Genomic DNA, 15,863 nt, shown 5'->3' with positions numbered 1-15,863 from the left:
ATCAGGGTTACGCCGAACTCATCCAGCAACGCAGCGACGGCAGCGCGCTTGGCTTCGCTGTAGCGCACGGCGGACGGATTCTGGAACGTCGGGATCAAGTAGATGAACGCTGGGCGATGCTGCTCAAGGCGACTGCGCAGTTGCGCGAGATTCGGACCATCGGACTCTTGCGGCACGGTCAGGCAATCGGCGCCGAACAGCTGGAAGATCTGCAATGCGGCCAGGTAGGTCGGCGCCTCCAGCAGGATTTCGGTGCCTTTGTCGATGTACAACTTGGCGGCCAGATCGAGGGTTTGCTGGGAACCGCTGACCACCAGCACCTGACTCGCCGTGCAATCCAGACCCAACGCCCTCGCCTGCGCCGCCAGCGCTTCACGCAGCGCCGGCTCGCCTTCGCTCATGCCGTATTGGCCGAGGGCCAGCGGCATGTCGGCCCATTCCACTTTCGGCAACATGGCTTCGGCCGGCAGACCTCCGGCGAACGACATCACTTCCGGGCGCTGGGCGGCGGCGAGGATTTCACGGATCAGAGAACTTTTGAGGCGCGAGACACGTTCGGAAAAAGCCATGGGAGTCACCGGTAGCGAGGTCTGGGAAAAATGAGTCAAACTGCTTGACCGAAACTACGACAGCTTGAGCGAGTACGTCAACATGCTTGACCTTAAAAACCCTGCCAGCCAGCAACAGGCGATGGAAGCGTTTTTCTTCAGCTATCAGGCGTTCACCGCCAAGGCCGATGAAATGCTGGAGCGGCGTGGCCTTTCGCGGGTGCATCAGCGCATCGTGTTTTTCATCGCGCGTTATCCGAATTTGAGTGTGAAGCAATTGCTGGCGTTGCTCGGCGTGAGCAAGCAGGCGCTGAACATGCCGCTGCGTCAGTTGCAGGAAATGCATCTGGTGGACAGCGTTGCTTCGCAGGAGGACAAGCGCAAGCGCCTGCTGGAGCTGACCGCCGAGGGTGCGAAGTTCGAGCAGACATTGCGCCGTGAACAGGTGAAATTGCTGGAGAAGGTGTTTGCCGAGGCTGGGGAGGCGGCGGTGAATGGGTGGTTGGCGGTGAATATGGCGCTCGGGAGCACTCAGTCACCTCTGGAATGACTGGACCGGCCTCATCGCTGGCAAGCCAGCTCCCACAATGATCGGTGGTGTACACAAAACCTGGGGGAGCTGGCTTGCCAGCGATGGGGCCTTTGGGGGCGATATATCCCTATCGCCTGACCTTTCGTAAACAAAACCAAAAACAATATTTGCTTTATTTGTACACAAAAGCATAATCCACTGCGTGCGAGTTCCTGACCGCATGGTCAACAAATTCGCGTATGCCTCAAAGGGCTGCTGCCACCCCTCATGGGTCCGGCCCTGGAAATAACAATAAAACTCTTGAGGAGTACTCGCTGTGGAAAGCCGCAAATCCGAAGCATCGACGCTGGAACTCTCACCGCCCTTACGCACCGGCGTGCTGGAGCGCATCTTCAAACTCAGCTTGCATGGCACCACGGTGAAGACCGAGCTGATTGCCGGTCTGACAACCTTCATCACCATGGCTTACATCATCTTCGTCAACCCGAACATCATGGCCGATGCCGGGATCGATCACGGTGCAGCCTTCGTCGCCACCTGCATCGCCGCCGCGCTCGGCTGCCTGCTGATGGGCCTGTACGCCAACTGGCCAGTGGGCCTGGCGCCGGGCATGGGCCTCAACGCATTCTTTACCTACACCGTGGTCGGCACCATGGGCTACAACTGGGAAACCGCGCTCGGTGCGGTGTTCGTCTCCGGTGTGCTGTTCATGATCCTGACCTTCTCGCGGATTCGCGAATGGCTGCTCAACAGCATCCCGGTCAGCCTGCGCTTTGCGATGGGTGCTGGCGTCGGTCTGTTCCTCGGGCTGATTGGTCTGAAAACCGCGGGCATTGTCGTCGACAGCCCGGCCACTCTGATCAAACTCGGCTCCCTGCGTGAACCCGGCCCGCTGCTGGCGGCGATCTGCTTCCTGATGATCGCGATCCTCAGCTACCACAAAGTCTTCGGTGCGATCCTCATCAGCATCATCACCGTGACCCTGGCCGGTTGGGGCCTGGGCATCGTGCACTACGAAGGGATCATGTCGACCCCGCCAAGCCTGGCGCCGACCTTCATGGCGATGAACGTCGCGGGCGTGTTCAACGTCAGCATGATCAGCGTGGTGCTGGCCTTCCTCTTCGTACACATGTTCGACACCGCCGGCACCCTGATGGGCGTCGCCCAGCGCGCCAATCTGGTCAACGCTGACGGGCGTATCGAAAACCTCTCCCGCGCGATGAAAGCCGACAGTGCCTCCAGCGTCTTCGGCGCAGTCGTCGGTGTCCCTCCGGTAACAAGCTATGTGGAAAGTGCCGCGGGTGTAGCCGCTGGTGGTCGGACTGGTCTTACCGCCGTCACCGTAGGTGTGCTATTTATAGCCGCAATGTTTTTCGCACCGCTGGCCGGGATGATTCCGGCCTACGCCACCGCCGGTGCGCTGATTTATGTCGCGATGCTGATGATGGGCGGCATGGCCCACATCGAGTGGGACGAAGCCACTGATGCAATTCCGGCAATCGTCACCGCGATCATGATGCCGCTGACCTTCTCGGTCGCCGACGGCATCGCACTGGGCTTCATCACCTATGTGGCGTTGAAGGCCGGAGCCGGCAAGTACAAGGAAATTTCCGTGAGCCTGTGGGTGCTCTGCGCGATCTTCATCGCCAAGTTCATCTTCCTGTAAGCGCTACGCGGTTCAGGCTTCAAAATAGCCTCACCCTCACGGGTGGGGCTTTTGTGCATTTTTCAATACAACAAAAAGGAGGAAAGTGATGAGTCTGGAAACCTGGCTGCTGTTCAGCGGCGCTGCATTGGTGGTGATCCTGATCCCTGGGCCGCTGTCATTGCTGATGATCAGCAACAGTCTGAATTACGGTCTGCGCCGCTCTTACCCGGCGTTTCTGGGTGGCGTGATTGCTTCGATCTGCCTGCTCAGTGCATCGGCATTGGGGCTGGGCGCCCTGCTGCTGGCGTCGGAGCAATTGTTCAGCGCGTTAAAGATCGTTGGTGCGCTGTACCTGTTCTACCTCGCGTGGCAGAGCTGGCAACAATCGCTTCAGCCGTCGGTGGGCGCCGAAGTGCCGCAGGCTGCTCCGGTACCGCGTTTTCGCACACTGTTCGGGCGCGCCTTTGTGTTGGGTGCGAGCAACCCGAAAGACATTCTGTTCTTCGCTGCGTTTCTGCCGCAGTTCCTCAGCGCGCAACAACCGTTCCTGCCGCAATTGCTGATCATGATCGCGACCTGGGTGGTGCTGGATCTGTGCTGCAAACTGGCTTACGGGCTGGGTGCACATGGCGCAGCGCGCTATCTGCGCAGCGGCAAGGGGCAGAGCTGGTTCAACCGGGTGAGTGCCGGGTTGTTCAGTGGTGCGGGCGCTGCGTCGCTGTTGAGCCGTTAAAGAGCAAAAGATCGCAGCCTGCGGCAGCTCCTACAGGGGATTGCATTGCAAACTGTAGGAGCTGCCGCAGGCTGCGATCTTTTGACTTTAAGGCAGACGAAAAAAAGCCCGCAGTGTGAGCGGGCGAAAGACCAAAGAAGCTATATGCGCAGTCGCTTCCCGGTGGGGGCAGCTGCTTGGGGGTCAGCTGCCCCGGTAGGTGGAATAGCTGTAAGGCGAGATCAGCAGTGGCACGTGGTAGTGATCCTGCTCGGCGGAGATGCCGAAACGCAGCACCACCACATCCAGAAACGCCGGCTCCGGCAGCTGTACACCACGGGCGCGGTAGTAATCGCCGGCGTGGAACTGCACCTGATAGACCCCGGTGCGGTAGTCATCGCCTTGCAGCAATGGCGCATCGACCCGGCCATCGCTGTTGGTTATTGCACTGGCGACCAATTCCAGATGCGAACCTTCAACGCGGTACAGCTCGACCTTGATCGAGCTGCCCGGGCAACCGTGTGCAGCGTCCAAAACGTGTGTTGTCAAACGTCCCATTGATTCTGCGCGCCTGGCCGCAAAGAGCAGTCAGACTTCGCGCCTCCCGAAGTCAGGTAAAAAGGAGACCGCACCGATTCGGAGCACGAAAAGTTGCGGCGAGCGACTGATTAAGACACTTTTCAAAAAAATTGTACACAATAAAAACGACATTTTTCACCTCACCCCCGCCATTCGGGCGTTTACCCCTGATCTGCCCCTCAAGCGCCTGCGTATTGAACCTTACATCCATTAGCTGACTGGTCAGGCAGGTTTCTTGCAGGTTCACGCCATTAGCAGCAAAAGATGACAGTCGGTGAAAAATGCGAAAATTCAGGCTTACAAATTGAGAATAAAGTTGTATACAATCAGCCCATCGCTGTGACGCCAGCCTGTGCAGGCCGTTACACAAAACTGTCAACGAATAAGAAGGAAGACTGCAGTGAGCGCTGACTACCCACGCGACCTGATCGGTTACGGCAGTAACCCTCCTCACCCACACTGGCCGGGCAATGCCCGCATCGCCCTGTCCTTCGTGCTCAATTACGAAGAAGGCGGCGAACGCAACATCCTGCACGGCGACAAAGAATCCGAAGCCTTCCTCTCCGAAATGGTTGCTGCTCAACCGCTGCAAGGCGCGCGCAACATGAGCATGGAATCTCTTTACGAGTATGGCAGCCGTGCCGGTGTCTGGCGGATCCTCAAGCTGTTCAAGGAATTCGACATTCCGCTGACCATCTTCGCCGTGGCCATGGCCGCCCAGCGCCACCCGGACGTGATCCGCGCGATGGTCGAAGCCGGTCACGAGATCTGCAGCCACGGCTACCGCTGGATCGACTACCAGTACATGGATGAGGCGCAGGAGCGCGAGCACATGCTCGAAGCGATCCGCATCCTCACCGAACTCACCGGCGAACGCCCACTGGGCTGGTACACCGGCCGCACCGGCCCGAACACCCGGCGCCTGGTGATGGAAGAAGGCGGCTTCCTCTACGACTGCGACACCTACGACGACGACCTGCCCTACTGGGAACCGAACAACCCGACCGGCAAGCCGCATCTGGTGATCCCGTACACCCTCGACACCAACGACATGCGCTTCACCCAGGTGCAGGGTTTCAACAAGGGCGACGATTTCTTCGAATACCTCAAAGACGCATTCGACGTGCTCTACGCCGAGGGCGCCGAAGCGCCGAAGATGCTTTCGATCGGTCTGCACTGCCGGCTGATCGGCCGTCCGGCGCGTCTGGCGTCGCTCAAGCGCTTCATCGAATACGTCAAAGGTCATGAACAGGTGTGGTTCAGCCGTCGCGTCGACATCGCACGTCACTGGCAAGAAACCCATCCGTACCAAGGGGCTGGCAAATGAGCACCTTTCAAACGCTGAAACCGTCGACCCTGAGCCGCGACGCCTTCGTCAAAGCCTTCGCCGACATCTACGAACATTCGCCATGGGTGGCCGAGAAGGCCTACGACCTGGGCGTGGACGCTTCGATCGACGAGATCGAAACCCTGCACCAGCGCATGAGCGACATCCTGTTGAGCGCCGATCACGCCAGTCAACTGGCACTGATCAACGCTCACCCGGACCTGGCCGGCAAAGCTGCCGTCCAGGGCCAACTGACCGAAGCCAGCACCCATGAACAGGCTGGCGCCGGTATTCACCAATGCACGGCCGAAGAGTTCCAGCGCTTCACCGAGCTGAACGACGCCTACAAGGCCAAGTTCAAGTTTCCCTTCATCATGGCGGTAAAAGGCAGCAACCGGCATCAGATCCTCGCGGCGTTCGAAACGCGCATTCACAACCCGGTCGACACCGAATTCAAATGCGCGCTGGCGGAGATCAACAAGATCGCCCTGTTCCGTTTACTGACTCTTTAGCGAGCATGGCCCGAGCGTGTCAGACGCGGAGAACGCCCAGGGCCTCGCAAGCATCCCCAGCCACTTATTTAAAGGCAGACAAGAAGAATGAAAGCTTACGCCGTACCTTTCGAGAAGTTCGTCAACCTGGCCGATGCCCGTCTGGGCACCAAAATCATCTCGGTCACCGATGACTGGTTCGCAGACGCCAATCGTCTGTTTCAGCCGACCCCGGCCGTGTGGAAGGAGGGTGTGTTCGACGACAACGGCAAGTGGATGGACGGCTGGGAATCGCGCCGCAAGCGCTTCGAAGGCTACGACAGCGCGGTGATCCGCCTGGGCGTACCGGGCTCGATCAAGGGCGTGGACATCGACACTTCATTCTTCACCGGCAACTTCCCGCCATCGGCCTCGCTGGAAGCATGCTTCCTGGCCTCCGGCGAGCCGGACGAAAACACCCAGTGGACTGAAGTGCTGTCGGCCGTCGAGCTGCAAGGCAACAGCCACCACTACCACGAAATCAGCAACGACAAAGCGTTCAGCCACCTGCGCTTCAACATCTACCCGGACGGCGGTGTCGCCCGTCTGCGCGTGTACGGCATTCCGTTCCGCGACTGGTCCGCTGTTGGCGACAACGAACAGGTTGACCTGGCAGCAGCTCTCAACGGTGGCCGCGCCCTCGCCTGCTCCGACGAACACTTCGGCCGCATGAGCAACATCCTCAACCCGGGCCGTGGCATCAACATGGGCGACGGCTGGGAAACCGCACGTCGTCGCACCCCGGGCAATGACTGGGTGATCGTCGCGCTGGGCCATCCGGGCGAGATCGAAAAAATCATCGTCGACACCCTGCACTTCAAGGGCAACTACCCGGACACCTGCTCGATCCAGGGCGCGTTCGTCAAGGGCGGCACCGACAGCCAGATCGAAACCCAGTCGCTGTTCTGGCGTGAACTGCTGCCAAGCCAGAAGCTGGAAATGCACGCCGAACACACCTTCGTCGAGCAGATCAAGGCACTGGGCCCGATCACCCACATCCGTCTGAACGTGTTCCCGGACGGTGGTGTGAGCCGCCTGCGCGTTTTGGGCAAGGTCGCGAAGTAATGCTGAGCCTGTAGGAGCTGCCGCAGGCTGCGATCTCTTGATCTTGATCTTAAAAAACAAAGTCAAAAGATCGCAGGCTTCGCCAGCTCCTACAGGGATCGCGCAAGACGCACTGACAAGTTGAACAACACAGAATTCGGAAAAGAACAGCATGCGCACACTACAGATTGAACCGCTGACCAAAGAAGCCTTCGCCCCCTTCGGTGACGTGATCGAAACCGACGGCAGCGACCACTTCATGATCAACAACGGTTCGACCATGCGCTTCCACAAACTGGCGACGGTCGAAACCGCTACGCCCGAGGACAACGCGATCATCAGCATCTTCCGCGCCGACGCGCAGGACATGCCGCTGACCGTGAGCATGCTGGAACGCCATCCGCTGGGCAGCCAGGCTTTCATTCCGCTGCTCGGCAACCCCTTTCTGATCGTGGTCGCGCCACTTGGCGATGAACCTGTATCAGGCTTGGTCCGCGCCTTCGTCACCAACGGCAGGCAGGGCATCAATTACCATCGCGGCGTCTGGCACCATCCGGTGCTGACGATCGAAAAGCGGGATGACTTCCTGGTGGTTGATCGCAGTGGCACAGGCAATAACTGCGATGAGCATTTTTTCAAAGAGGATGAGCGTCTGATCCTCGCCCCCCACCAATAAGAGAAGGTCTGATCACTCGACAACAAGAGTGACAGGCGAGAGGTAAAGACTGTGGAAGCACATCTGTTGGAATGGCTGAACCTGAGCGTGCGCTGGGTTCACATGATCACTGGCGTGGCCTGGATCGGCGCGTCGTTCTACTTCGTCTGGCTGGAGAACAACCTCAACCGCGTCAACCCGAAAACCGGCCTGGCCGGTGATCTGTGGGCGATCCACGGCGGCGGTATCTATCACCTGGAAAAATACAAACTGGCCCCACCGTCGATGCCGGAGAACCTGCACTGGTTCAAATGGGAAGCCTACTTCACCTGGATGTCGGGGATCGCGCTGCTGTGCGTGGTGTTCTACTCCAACCCCGTGCTCTACCTCGTGGCACCCGGCAGCGGCCTGACCGGCCCTGAAGGCGTGGCCATCGGCATCGGTTCGCTGATCGCCGGCTGGTTCATCTACGACTTCCTCTGCGATTCGCCACTTGGCAAGAAACCGGCCCTGCTCGGCTTCATCCTGTTCGTGCTGATCATTGGCGCGGCGTATGGCTTCAGCAAGGTGTTCAGCGGTCGTGGTGCGTACCTGCACGTCGGCGCGATCATCGGCACCATCATGGTCGGCAACGTGTTCCGCATCATCATGCCGGCGCAGCGTGCACTGGTCGCGGCGATTGCCGAGAACCGCACGCCGGACCCGGCGCTGCCTGCCAAAGGCCTGCTGCGTTCGCGTCACAACAACTACTTCACCCTGCCGGTGCTGTTCATCATGATCAGCAACCACTTCCCGAGCACCTACGGCAGCCAGTACAACTGGTTGATCCTGGCCGGGATCGCGGTGTTGGCGGTGTTGGTGCGCCACTACTTCAACACCCGTCACGACAGCCACAAGTTTGCCTGGACCCTGCCGGTAGCAGCGGTAGGCATGATCACCCTGGCGTACGTCACCGGCCCTGCGCCGATGCCGACCGCGCCGGACGTGGCCAAGGCACCCGCGAAAATCGAGTACCAGCCGCTGCCGGAAACGGCACTGGGCGGTGGCGCGAAACCGGCTGAAGCGGCGGCACCTGCAGCACCAGCAGCAGCCCCTGCTGCGGCACCGGCGCAGGCGTCCAACGCAGGTCCTGCGTTCGACAAGGTGCACAACGTGATCCAGGAACGCTGCGCGGTCTGCCATTCGGCCAAACCGACCAGCCCGTTGTTCAGCGCGGCACCTGCCGGTGTGATGTTCGACACCCCCGAGCAGATCCGCCAGAACGCGGCGCGGATCCAGGCGCAAGCCATCACCACGCAGATCATGCCGCTGGGCAACATCACCCAGATGACCCAGCAGGAACGTGACCTGATCGGTGCATGGATCGCGCAGGGAGCCCAGACCAACTAAGCAGTAAAAGCATCGCTGGCAAGCCAGCTCCCACAGGGTTTTGCACTGCCTGTGTGGGAGCTGGCTTGCCAGCGATTAGCCGCAACGCGGTTTACCTGATGCAAAGAAACAGCTGTGAGCAACCCAACAGCTGTTAATCACAAGAATAAAAAGATCCGAGGTGTTGCATGTCCGAGCTGTCCAAAGCGCGCATCCCCGACGCACCCGCCATTCAGCGTTTGCCCCTTTTGCAACTGATCCTGGTCGGTTTGCAACATGTTCTGCTGATGTACGGCGGTGCCATCGCGGTGCCGTTGATCATCGGACAGGCCGCTGGCCTGAGTCGTGAAGAAATCGCCTTCCTGATCAACGCCGACCTGCTGGTCGCCGGCATCGCCACCATCGTGCAGTCCTTAGGGATCGGCCCGATGGGCATCCGCATGCCGGTGATGATGGGCGCCAGTTTTGCCGCCGTCGGCAGCATGGTCGCCATGGCCGGCATGCCCGGCATCGGTCTGCAGGGGATCTTCGGTGCGACCATCGCCGCCGGGTTCTTCGGCATGATCATCGCGCCGTTCATGTCCAAGGTTGTGCGTTTCTTCCCGCCGCTGGTGACCGGCACGGTCATCACCTCGATCGGTCTGTCGCTGTTCCCCGTGGCCGTGAACTGGGCCGGTGGCGGAGCCGCCGCTGCACAATTCGGCTCCCCGGTTTATCTCGCCATCGCCGCTCTGGTGCTGGCGACCATTCTGCTGATCCACCGCTTCATGCGCGGTTTCTGGGTCAATATTTCCGTACTGATCGGCATGTGCATCGGTTACGTGCTGTGCGGCGCCATCGGCATGGTTGACCTGAGCGGCATGGCCAACGCGCCGTGGGTTCAGTTCGTCACCCCGCTGCACTTCGGCATGCCGAAATTCGAACTGGCGCCGATCCTGTCGATGTGTCTGGTGGTGGTGATCATCTTCGTCGAGTCCACCGGGATGTTCCTTGCACTGGGCAAGATCACCGGTCAGGAAGTCTGCCCGCGCATGCTGCGTCGCGGCCTGCTGTGCGATGCCGGCGCCTCGTTCGTTGCCGGTTTCTTCAACACCTTCACCCACTCCTCGTTCGCGCAGAACATCGGCCTGGTGCAGATGACCGGCGTGCGCTGCCGTTCGGTGACCATCGTCGCCGGTGGTCTGCTGATCGTGCTGAGCCTGCTGCCGAAAGCCGCATTCCTCGTCGCGTCGATTCCGCCAGCGGTGCTGGGCGGTGCGGCAATCGCCATGTTCGGCATGGTCGCCGCCACCGGGATCAAGATTCTCCAGGAAGCCGACATCGGTGACCGTCGCAACCAGTTGCTGGTGGCGGTGAGCATCGGTATGGGCCTGATCCCGGTGGTGCGTCCAGAGTTCTTCGCGCATCTGCCGATGTGGATGAGCCCGATCACCCACAGCGGCATCGCCATGGCCACCCTCAGCGCCCTGACGCTGAACCTGCTGTTCAACATTCTTGGCGGCAAGGAACGCGCAGCGATCAACGACTGCCACGCGCATCAGCATTAACTGAAAAACGCTACCTCCCTGTAGGAGTGAGCCTGCTCGCGATGACGGTATGACATTCAACACATGAGTTGATTGAAAGAGCGCCATAGCGAGCAGGCTCACTCCTACAAGGGTCAACAGCTCTGCGCCTTAAAAATAAAAACAAGAGGGAGCAACAGATGATTCGCACGCAAACCAACGTTCTGTTGAGTGGCGGCCTGCTGGCCGCGAGTCAGGCCATGGCCGGCGATCTACTGCTGTGGCAGACCAACAGCCTGAGCTACCTGTACGGCAAGAACTTCGCGATCAATCCGTCGATCCAGCAGACGGTGACGTTCGAGCACGCCGACAAATGGAAGTACGGCGACAACTTCCTGTTCGTCGACAAGATCTTCTACAACGGCAAAGAAGACGCGAACAAAGGCCCGCACACCTTCTACGGCGAATTCACCCCACGCTTCTCGTTCGGCAAGATCTTCGACCGCAAGCTCGAGTTCGGCCCGATCAAGGACGTGCTGCTGGCGATGACCTACGAGTACGGCGAAGGCGACAGCGAGGCCTACCTGATCGGCCCCGGCTTCGACCTCAAGGTGCCGGGCTTCAACTACGTCACCCTGAACATTTTCCGCCGCCAGACCGAAGGCCCGCGCCCCGGCGACGGCGTGTGGCAGATCACGCCGGGCTGGTCGTACAGCTTTCCCTTGGGCAATTCGGATGTGCTGATCGACGGCTATCTGGACTGGGTGGTCGACAATGACCAGAACTCGCGCGGCACCTACCACGCCAACCTGCACATCAACCCGCAGATCAAATACGACCTCGGCAAAGCCCTGGGCTGGAGCCAGAAGCAGCTGTACGTCGGCACCGAATACAGTTACTGGAAAAACAAATACGGGATCGAAAGCACGCACAGCTTCGACACCAATCAGAACACCGCCAGCCTGCTGGTGAAGGTGCATTTCTAAGATGGCCCGCAACCGTGCCCCATACCTGTCGTCGGTGCTCTGTTGCGGGGCACTTGAGACCTGGCCGAGGAGTCAGTATTCTCCGCGGCCTCTTGAATTCGGTCTAAAAAAAAGCCCGGATTTAATTCCTGACCAACGGGCCAACTTATCCCGGCCCCGGTCAGTACCGAGGCATCCCGAAAACACGCTCAATCGACTGTTTTTCAGCAGCCGAACGGGCGTTTTTTTGCTTTTCGAAAGCCTTGGCTCAGCTCTTGCTAACAGCATCAAAGCTGACCGGTCGGATGACTTTTGCAGCAACGAAAAAAGGCGCCACACCAGAGCGCCGATCTTAAAAAAATAAACGTGGAACACCTACTTTGGGAGCAACCGAATGAAACGCATGTGCACCAGCCTGATGCTCGCGGGATCGATGCTGGCCGGCGGCCAGGCCATGGCCGATGGCCTGCTGCAATGGCAGAACAACAGCCTGACCTACCTCTACGGCAAAGACTTCAAGGTCAACCCGGCGATCCAGCAGACCGTCACCTTCGAGCACGCCGATGCCTGGAAGTACGGGGACAACTTCCTGTTCATCGACAAGATCTTCTACAACGGCAAGCCTGACTACAACGTCGGCAACAACACCTACTACGGTGAGTTCCAGCCGCGCATCTCGCTGGGCAAGGTGCTGGACCAGAAGCTCGAATTCGGCCCGATCAAAGACGTGCTGCTGGCGATGACCTACGAGTTCGGTGAAGGCGACGTCGAGTCGTACCTGATCGGTCCAGGCTTCGACCTGGCGATCCCGGGCTTCGACTACTTCCAGCTGAACTTCTACCAGCGTCACACCGAAGGCTCGCGCCCGGGTGACAACGTCTGGCAGATCACCCCGGTCTGGTCCTACACCATTCCGGTCGGCAGCTCGAACGTGCTGATCGATGGTTACATGGACTGGGTGGTCGACAACGACGTCAACAGCAAAGGCGAATACCACGCCAACCTGCACTTCAACCCACAGGTCAAATACGATCTGGGCAAGGCGCTGCATTTCGGCGAGAAGCAACTGTACGTCGGTGTGGAATACGACTACTGGAAAGACAAGTACGGGATCGACGACACCCGTGGGTTTACCACAAATCAGAACGTGACCAGCTTCCTGGTGAAGTTCCACTTCTGATAAAAATCAAAAGATCGCAGGCTTCGCCAGCTCCTACAGGGATAGCGCATTCCAATGTAGGAGCTGCCGCAGGCTGCGATCTTTTGCCTTTAAGAGGTTAACCCGAGAAACCGGCACAGCTCCTCACGCTTGGCCAACGCATCACGCCGTCCCAAATCGATCAGCTCGCTGCAATACCCCGCCTCGAACAGCAGATAACTCAACACCCCTGCCCCACTCGTTTTCGTCGCCCCCGGCCCACGCAGGAACAAGCGCAACGCCGCCGGCAATTCCTGACGATGCCGCGCCGCGATCTCGTCGATCGGCTGGCTCGGCGAAATCACCAGCACCTCCACCGGTGCCACTCCCAGCTCACGGGTCGGCGTGCCCTCGGGCATCAGGTGGCTGAACTGGTTCAGACGTTGCAGCAACTCGATGTCGCTCTCCAGGCTGTCAATGAACGTGCTGTTGAGCATGTGCCCGCCGATCTGCGCCAGGGTGGGTTGCTGGCCGGTGTAGGCACGCTCCAGCGGCTGCTGCGGATCAAAACCGCGCGGGTTGCCGCTGACGCCCACCACCAGCACCCGACTCGCACCCAGGTGCAGCGCCGGGCTGATCGGCGCCGATTGGCGGACTGCGCCGTCACCGAAATATTCCTCGCCGATTTTCACCGGGGCAAACAGCAACGGGATCGCCGAACTGGCCAGCAAATGGTCCACCGACAATTGCGTCGGCACGCCGATGCGTCGGTGGCGCAGCCACGCATCGATCTTGCCGCCGCCCTGATAGAACGTCACCGCCTGCCCCGATTCGTAGCCAAACGCGGTCACCGCCACCGCGTGCAATTGCTTGCGCGCGATGGATTCGGCGATGCCGGGCATGTGCAGTTTTTCATTGAGCAGGTCGCGCAGCGGCGAACTGTTGAGCAGCGCCACCGGCAGGTGCCGGCCCATGCCCAACAGGCTGTGGCTGACGAAGCGGCTGGCCTGACGGATCACCCCCGGCCAGTCGCTGCGCAACACCCGATGGCTGCGAAAGCCCTGCCAGAACAGGGTCAGGCGCTCGATAGCCGCGCGAAAATCGGTAGCACCACTGGCCAGGCTGACCGCATTGATCGCCCCGGCGGAGGTGCCGACGATCACCGGAAACGGATTGTCCGCGCCCAGTGGCAGCAATTCGGCAATCGCCGCCAGCACCCCCACCTGATAAGCCGCCCGAGCCCCGCCGCCGGAAAGAATCAAACCTGTGACCGGTTCAGCTGGGCTCATCGCAACGCTCCATGGTGCTTGAAAGGGTGAGTGAATCAGCCGCGCCGTTTCGGGTAAAGCTTCGGCTCACCCGGTGGACGGCTCTTGAAGCGGCGATGCGCCCACAAGTATTGCTCAGGGCAGGCGCGCAACGCACTTTCCACCCACTGGTTGATGCGGATGCAGTCGGCCTCTTCGGTCTCACCGGGGAAGTCTTCCAGCGGTGGATGGATCACCAGCCGGTAACCGCTGCCGTCGGCCAGACGCTCCTGAGTGAACGGCACCACCAGCGCTTTACCCAACCGGGCGAATTTGGTGGTCGCGGTCACGGTCGCTGCCTGAATGCCAAACAGCGGCACGAAAATGCTTTGCTTGGCGCCGTAGTCCTGATCCGGTGCGTACCAGATCGCCCGGCCCGAACGTAGCAACTTGAGCATGCCGCGCACGTCGTCACGTTCCACTGCCAGCGAGTCAAGGTTGTGCCGCTCGCGGCCCCGACGCTGGACGAAGTCGAACAACGGGTTTTTGTGCTCGCGGTACATGCCGTCGATGGTGTGTTGCTGACCGAGCAGCGCCGCGCCGATTTCCAGGGTGGTGAAGTGCGCGGCCATCAGGATCACGCCCTTGCCCTCGCGCTGGGCTTTTTGCAGATGCTCCAGCCCTTCGACGTGGGCCAGCTTGGCCAGACGCTCACGGGACCACCACCAGCTCATCGCCATTTCAAAGAAGGCGATGCCGGTGGAGGCGAAGTTTTCCTTGAGCAAGCGTTTGCGCTCGGCGGCGGATTTTTCCGGGAAGCACAACTCGAGATTGCGCTTGGCGATGCGCCGCCGGTCGCCGGCCACGCGATACATCAAGGCGCCCAGAACACGACCGATCGTCAGTAAAACCGCATATGGCAACTGCACGACCAGCCACAACAGCCCCAGACCGCACCAGAGCGGCCAGAAGCGGGGAGAAAGAAAGGCTCTTCGAAAACGCGGGCGATCCATTAAAGCTTCCGTAAATTCAGTGGCCGCGCATTCTACATCGTTCGACCCGGCTTGCGGCTCGCGGGCGTTCTCGTTATAAGTCTCGGCACTTTTAGTGACAAGCCGTTGTATGCCGATATGAGCCAAAACGATTCGCCAGACCAAGATCCCGTGTTCCAGTTGAAGGGCAGCATGCTGGCCATTACGGTGCTGGAGCTGTCCCGTAACGACCTCGACAGCCTTGATCGGCAACTGGCCGCCAAAGTCGCCCAGGCGCCGAATTTCTTCAGCAATGCACCGCTGGTCCTGGCGCTGGACAAACTGCCGCCCGGCGAAGGCGCGGTGGATTTGCCCGGTCTGATGCGCGTGTGCCGCCAGCATGGCCTGCGCACCCTGGCGATCCGCGCCAGCCGTATCGAAGACATTGCCGCTGCCATCGCCATCGACATTCCGGTGCTGCCGCCGTCCGGCGCCCGCGAGCGACCGCTGGAAGCCCCGGAACCGGAAGTCAAAAAGAAGCCGGAAAAGCCGCCGGAGCCGACCGTCAAACCGACCCGCGTCATCACCACGCCAGTACGTGGTGGCCAACAGATATACGCCCAGGGTGGCGATCTGGTGGTGGTGTCCTCGGTCAGTCCGGGGGCGGAACTTCTGGCCGATGGCAACATCCATGTATACGGCCCGATGCGCGGTCGCGCACTGGCCGGCGTCAAGGGCGACACCAAGGCACGGATTTTCTGTCAGCAATTGAGCGCTGAACTGATCTCCATCGCCGGGCATTACAAGGTTTCCGAAGATTTGCGCCGCGATCCACTGTGGGGCTCCGGCGTACAGGTCAGCCTGTCGGCCGACGTGTTGAACATCATTCGGCTTTAACGGATACTGCCGCATTTTCCAAGCATCTCTAAAACGTAGCGAAAACGGCTCAAACGAAGTAGGAAAAAGGATCAAGGAGCGTTTGCCCCCGGCAATTGCGACTTGCGCCGAATTCCAGCCAAGGCTGTCCGACTGCAGTAGTTTTCAAGAGATGTTTTTCAGGGGCTAAAAAGTCCTTCTTCCTTAGGGGTGAAACA

Annotated in this window: 16 protein-coding genes; 12 read left to right on the top strand and 4 right to left on the bottom strand. The window is 59.9% G+C overall.

Annotated elements, in window-relative coordinates:
* A partial coding sequence (locus DBR18_RS28585; RefSeq protein WP_371921057.1) for an aminotransferase class I/II-fold pyridoxal phosphate-dependent enzyme occupies positions 1 to 569 on the bottom strand: 569 nt, incomplete at its 3' end.
* Between the two features lie 82 nt (positions 570 to 651).
* On the opposite strand from DBR18_RS28585, the gene DBR18_RS00740 reads away from it, so the two are divergent.
* From DBR18_RS00740 to DBR18_RS00730, 3 genes are all read left to right on the top strand, one after another.
* Complete coding sequence (locus DBR18_RS00740) at positions 652 to 1,098, top strand: MarR family winged helix-turn-helix transcriptional regulator (RefSeq protein WP_108588906.1); 447 nt, start codon at positions 652 to 654, stop codon at positions 1,096 to 1,098.
* 298 nt (positions 1,099 to 1,396) lie between these two features.
* The gene (locus DBR18_RS00735; protein WP_007960656.1) at positions 1,397 to 2,746 is read left to right on the top strand and encodes an NCS2 family permease; all 1,350 of its coding nucleotides are present in this window, start codon (positions 1,397 to 1,399) and stop codon (positions 2,744 to 2,746) included.
* 88 nt (positions 2,747 to 2,834) lie between these two features.
* Positions 2,835 to 3,461: a LysE family translocator gene (locus DBR18_RS00730; protein ID WP_108588894.1), complete on the top strand. Its 627-nt coding sequence runs from the start codon at positions 2,835 to 2,837 to the stop codon at positions 3,459 to 3,461.
* Between the two features lie 183 nt (positions 3,462 to 3,644).
* On the opposite strand, the gene uraH is transcribed toward DBR18_RS00730, so the two are convergent.
* Positions 3,645 to 3,998 (bottom strand): hydroxyisourate hydrolase, encoded by a 354-nt coding sequence (uraH, locus tag DBR18_RS00725; RefSeq protein WP_003223171.1) that lies wholly within the window; start codon positions 3,996 to 3,998, stop codon positions 3,645 to 3,647.
* A gap of 421 nt (positions 3,999 to 4,419) precedes the next feature.
* Here uraH and puuE point away from each other — a divergent pair, with 421 nt between their 5' ends.
* The 8 genes from puuE to DBR18_RS00680 all read left to right on the top strand — a co-directional run bounded on the left by puuE (position 4,420) and on the right by DBR18_RS00680 (position 12,593).
* Positions 4,420 to 5,346: an allantoinase PuuE gene (gene puuE, locus DBR18_RS00715; RefSeq protein ID WP_108588892.1), complete on the top strand. Its 927-nt coding sequence runs from the start codon at positions 4,420 to 4,422 to the stop codon at positions 5,344 to 5,346.
* Positions 5,343 to 5,858: a 2-oxo-4-hydroxy-4-carboxy-5-ureidoimidazoline decarboxylase gene (gene uraD / locus DBR18_RS00710; protein WP_108588891.1), complete on the top strand. Its 516-nt coding sequence runs from the start codon at positions 5,343 to 5,345 to the stop codon at positions 5,856 to 5,858. The genes puuE and uraD overlap by 4 nt, the downstream gene beginning before the upstream one ends.
* 87 nt (positions 5,859 to 5,945) lie before the next feature.
* On the top strand, positions 5,946 to 6,941 hold the full coding sequence (gene alc / locus DBR18_RS00705; RefSeq protein WP_007960036.1) for an allantoicase: 996 nt from the start codon (positions 5,946 to 5,948) through the stop codon (positions 6,939 to 6,941).
* Between the two features lie 151 nt (positions 6,942 to 7,092).
* Positions 7,093 to 7,596 (top strand): ureidoglycolate lyase, encoded by a 504-nt coding sequence (locus tag DBR18_RS00700; protein ID WP_007960648.1) that lies wholly within the window; start codon positions 7,093 to 7,095, stop codon positions 7,594 to 7,596.
* Between the two features lie 51 nt (positions 7,597 to 7,647).
* Positions 7,648 to 8,964 (top strand): urate hydroxylase PuuD, encoded by a 1,317-nt coding sequence (locus tag DBR18_RS00695; protein ID WP_108588890.1) that lies wholly within the window; start codon positions 7,648 to 7,650, stop codon positions 8,962 to 8,964.
* A gap of 167 nt (positions 8,965 to 9,131) precedes the next feature.
* Positions 9,132 to 10,490 carry a nucleobase:cation symporter-2 family protein gene (locus DBR18_RS00690; protein ID WP_108588889.1) on the top strand — a complete coding sequence of 453 codons (1,359 nt, stop codon included), beginning with the start codon at positions 9,132 to 9,134 and terminating at the stop codon, positions 10,488 to 10,490.
* Between the two features lie 158 nt (positions 10,491 to 10,648).
* Entirely contained in the window at positions 10,649 to 11,434 is a 786-nt protein-coding gene (locus DBR18_RS00685; protein ID WP_007960644.1) for an outer membrane protein OmpK, read from the top strand.
* A 373-nt stretch (positions 11,435 to 11,807) separates the two neighbouring features.
* Positions 11,808 to 12,593, top strand: coding sequence for an outer membrane protein OmpK (locus DBR18_RS00680; protein WP_108588888.1), 786 nt, complete (start codon positions 11,808 to 11,810; stop codon positions 12,591 to 12,593).
* A gap of 89 nt (positions 12,594 to 12,682) precedes the next feature.
* Here DBR18_RS00680 and DBR18_RS00675 read toward each other — a convergent pair whose 3' ends face one another.
* Positions 12,683 to 13,840, bottom strand: a complete 1,158-nt coding sequence (locus tag DBR18_RS00675; RefSeq protein WP_108588887.1) for a patatin-like phospholipase family protein — start codon at positions 13,838 to 13,840, stop codon at positions 12,683 to 12,685.
* A gap of 35 nt (positions 13,841 to 13,875) precedes the next feature.
* Positions 13,876 to 14,811, bottom strand: a complete 936-nt coding sequence (locus tag DBR18_RS00670; RefSeq protein WP_108588886.1) for a lipid A biosynthesis lauroyl acyltransferase — start codon at positions 14,809 to 14,811, stop codon at positions 13,876 to 13,878.
* A gap of 117 nt (positions 14,812 to 14,928) precedes the next feature.
* Between DBR18_RS00670 and minC the strand changes: the two genes are divergently transcribed.
* On the top strand, positions 14,929 to 15,666 hold the full coding sequence (minC, locus tag DBR18_RS00665) for a septum site-determining protein MinC (protein ID WP_108588885.1): 738 nt from the start codon (positions 14,929 to 14,931) through the stop codon (positions 15,664 to 15,666).
* The last annotated feature ends 197 nt before the right edge of the window (positions 15,667 to 15,863 follow it).

It is taken from the genome of Pseudomonas sp. HMWF021 (genome assembly GCF_003061005.1).
Lineage (GTDB): Bacteria > Pseudomonadota > Gammaproteobacteria > Pseudomonadales > Pseudomonadaceae > Aquipseudomonas.
Note: the sequence above shows the minus strand (reverse complement) of the source record. Positions and strands in the feature narration are given on the sequence as shown.

Excerpts from the sequence above, each read along its gene's own strand:
- DBR18_RS00740 (WP_108588906.1), top strand. The coding sequence starts at position 652 with ATGCTTGACCTTAAAAACCCTGCCAGCCAGCAACAGGCGATGGAAGCG.
- DBR18_RS00730 (WP_108588894.1), top strand. The coding sequence starts at position 2,835 with ATGAGTCTGGAAACCTGGCTGCTGTTCAGCGGCGCTGCATTGGTGGTG.
- uraH (WP_003223171.1), bottom strand. The coding sequence starts at position 3,998 with ATGGGACGTTTGACAACACACGTTTTGGACGCTGCACACGGTTGCCCG.
- uraD (WP_108588891.1), top strand. The coding sequence starts at position 5,343 with ATGAGCACCTTTCAAACGCTGAAACCGTCGACCCTGAGCCGCGACGCC.
- alc (WP_007960036.1), top strand. The coding sequence starts at position 5,946 with ATGAAAGCTTACGCCGTACCTTTCGAGAAGTTCGTCAACCTGGCCGAT.
- DBR18_RS00700 (WP_007960648.1), top strand. The coding sequence starts at position 7,093 with ATGCGCACACTACAGATTGAACCGCTGACCAAAGAAGCCTTCGCCCCC.
- DBR18_RS00690 (WP_108588889.1), top strand. The coding sequence starts at position 9,132 with ATGTCCGAGCTGTCCAAAGCGCGCATCCCCGACGCACCCGCCATTCAG.
- DBR18_RS00685 (WP_007960644.1), top strand. The coding sequence starts at position 10,649 with ATGATTCGCACGCAAACCAACGTTCTGTTGAGTGGCGGCCTGCTGGCC.
- DBR18_RS00680 (WP_108588888.1), top strand. The coding sequence starts at position 11,808 with ATGAAACGCATGTGCACCAGCCTGATGCTCGCGGGATCGATGCTGGCC.
- DBR18_RS00675 (WP_108588887.1), bottom strand. The coding sequence starts at position 13,840 with ATGAGCCCAGCTGAACCGGTCACAGGTTTGATTCTTTCCGGCGGCGGG.
- DBR18_RS00670 (WP_108588886.1), bottom strand. The coding sequence starts at position 14,811 with ATGGATCGCCCGCGTTTTCGAAGAGCCTTTCTTTCTCCCCGCTTCTGG.
- minC (WP_108588885.1), top strand. The coding sequence starts at position 14,929 with ATGAGCCAAAACGATTCGCCAGACCAAGATCCCGTGTTCCAGTTGAAG.